Source organism: Micromonospora sp. URMC 106, assembly GCF_051386395.1.
Lineage (GTDB): Bacteria > Actinomycetota > Actinomycetes > Mycobacteriales > Micromonosporaceae > Micromonospora.
On sequence record NZ_JBPQTP010000256.1, the window covers coordinates 1 to 411 of the forward strand.

1 protein-coding gene is annotated in these 411 nt (G+C 78.3%); it reads right to left on the reverse strand.

What is annotated here, in order from left to right; translation table 11 throughout:
• Nucleotides 1-122: 122 nt before the first annotated feature.
• Nucleotides 123-411, reverse strand: a 289-nt coding sequence (locus ACSNOB_RS32015) for a helix-hairpin-helix domain-containing protein (protein ID WP_436691184.1), incomplete at its 5' end; no start/stop codon positions are given.

Below are 411 nucleotides of genomic sequence, written 5' to 3' on the forward strand. Positions count from 1 at the left end.
CCTGGCCAAGCAGATCGGGGTCAACGGCCAGTCGCTCATCCGGGAGCGCTTCAGCCTCGACCGGGTGCTGCACCGGCGTTCGTGGGACGGGTGTCCGCCGGGCCCCGCCCGGCGGGGCGACGTCAGCGGGTGGTGACCGGCGTCGCGGCCTGCTCGGCGGCGGCGCGGGGTGCGGGAACCTGCTCGACGGCGGCCGCCTCGTCGGGGGCCGCGTCGGCCGGCGTCCCCCGGCGGAGCTGGCGCACCCCGGACAGGGCGGCGATGCCGGCGGCGAGCAGGTCCGCCACGGTGAAGATCAGCCGGGAGGCGAGCGCGATGCCCGTCGCCGCGCCGATGCCGCCGGCGTCGATGAGGAAGGGCGCCATGGTGGCGACCAGCACGGCCTCCCGGACGCCGAGCCCGGAGGGGGAG